This window comes from Kitasatospora sp. NPDC059817 (assembly GCF_042731835.1).
In the GTDB taxonomy this organism is placed as follows: domain Bacteria; phylum Actinomycetota; class Actinomycetes; order Streptomycetales; family Streptomycetaceae; genus Kitasatospora.
Window position 1 is genome coordinate 1 of sequence record NZ_JBHWIR010000167.1, and the last position, 1,550, is coordinate 1,550.

Consider the following 1,550-nt stretch of genomic DNA (forward strand, 5'->3'; position numbering starts at 1 on the left):
ATTTATTACGTCTGTTCTAATATTTCCCCGCCGGGTGGCCCCCCGGCGCGCCCCCCCCCCCCCCGCCCCCCCCCCCGGGCTCCATCGAGCAGCCAAATGTAGACCGGTCTACATATTTCCCCGGGAGCAAAAAAGGCCCCCGGCCGACGGCGTGCATCGTGGAATCGTGGAACGGAGGTTGAGCCACCTCGCCGGGTCGCCGAACCGGCGCGGTCCGACTCGATCGAAACTCTCCCGCACGGGGGCGCTCTGCGCCGCAACCTGGTCGCCGCTACGACGTTGAACCGGGCATGGACAACAATGCCGCTCCGTTCGGTGCTTGGCGAGGACTCTCGTCGGCGGCAGAGATCAGCTGGGTTCCCGATCGCCACATTCTCAGGGCGCTTCATGCCGTGATGTTCGGCAACCGGTGGTTCACCCAGATCAGCGCGACCGAGCTGGCGGGCCTGGCCGCCATGCCCGATGCGGCCGTGGTGCTCGGAAGTCGACGCTGCTATTTGGCGGACAGTCCGGGGAACCAGGCCCTCGCGGCCCTGCTGCGCGAACGGCCGGAGGAGTTCGGGCAGGTCGGTCCCGTCATCCTCGGTGCGCAGAGCCTGCACTGGGAACCGGATCGGGCGGCCGGGGCAGGGCGGCTCGGGTTGGCGGGGGTGCAGTGCTTCGACGGGTTCCAGCGACTCGTCACGATCGCCCGCATCTCCCGCGAACTGCCGCCCGCGGACCTGGCCAAGGCCGTCCTGTCGGTCATCGTCGTGACCGGCGACGACCGCCACCGGGTCCGCGAGCTCTGCGACCAGACCGACCGCTACGTTAACTCCGCCGTGCCGCAGGACAATCTTGCCCGCTGTCCGCGTCTGCTCGCGGTGCAGGCCGAATTCCAGGCGGAAGGGAGCTACTTCGACCCCCGGCGAGGCATCGTGGCCAGGCCGCACCTGGTCGGATTCACGCCCGCGGACGTGTTCCGGTCGCTCGCGGCGCTCTCGGCTGCGCCGCGCCCTTATCTGAGCCATCAACTCCACACCCCTGAAGGCCTGGACGCGCTCTGGTCGGACATCACCGGTGCCTCCTACCGGAGAATCGTGCACGAGCACTTGCGGGCGACCAGCGTCCAGATCGCGGTGGAGGCCAGGCGCGAGACGCAGAAGGCCATCGCCCGCATCCGAAAGCGCCACAGCATGGGCTGCTACAAGCTGTTGGAGTACGCGCCTGAGCTGGTGACCTGGACGGCCTGCCGGGTCCTTCCGCTGGAGAAGCTCTACGACGGCGGCAGGAACGCGCCGCGCTGGACCGACCTGATCCACGGGGTCCTACCGGCCGAGACCGAGCGGGTCGCCCACCAGCTGGTCGCCTCCTACGAGCGGCTGCGCGGCTCGAAGCACATCTTCAAGCTCGCGGCGCCTGAACTCGACCTGTGGCTGGAGCTCGTGGACGACGTCCTCGGCCGGGCGTAGTCGGCCGGTCCTCGTCGGGGGGGCGGCCCCCGGGGGTCGGGGGGGGCGCCGGCGCCCCCCGCCCCCCCCCCCCGGGGGGTGGGGTGCCCACCCCCGGGG

General features: G+C 70.3%; 1 protein-coding gene. It reads left to right on the forward strand.

The genetic code is table 11. The features are described from left to right. The first annotated feature begins 395 nt into the window (after nucleotides 1–395). A complete protein-coding gene (locus tag ACFV61_RS27865; protein ID WP_380494518.1) occupies nucleotides 396–1,451 on the forward strand; it encodes a hypothetical protein in 1,056 nt (351 codons plus the stop codon). Nucleotides 1,452–1,550 lie beyond the last annotated feature (99 nt).

Bases quoted from the DNA above. Each gene is read 5' to 3' on its own strand.
- ACFV61_RS27865 (WP_380494518.1), top strand. From the start codon at position 396: ATGTTCGGCAACCGGTGGTTCACCCAGATCAGCGCGACCGAGCTGGCG.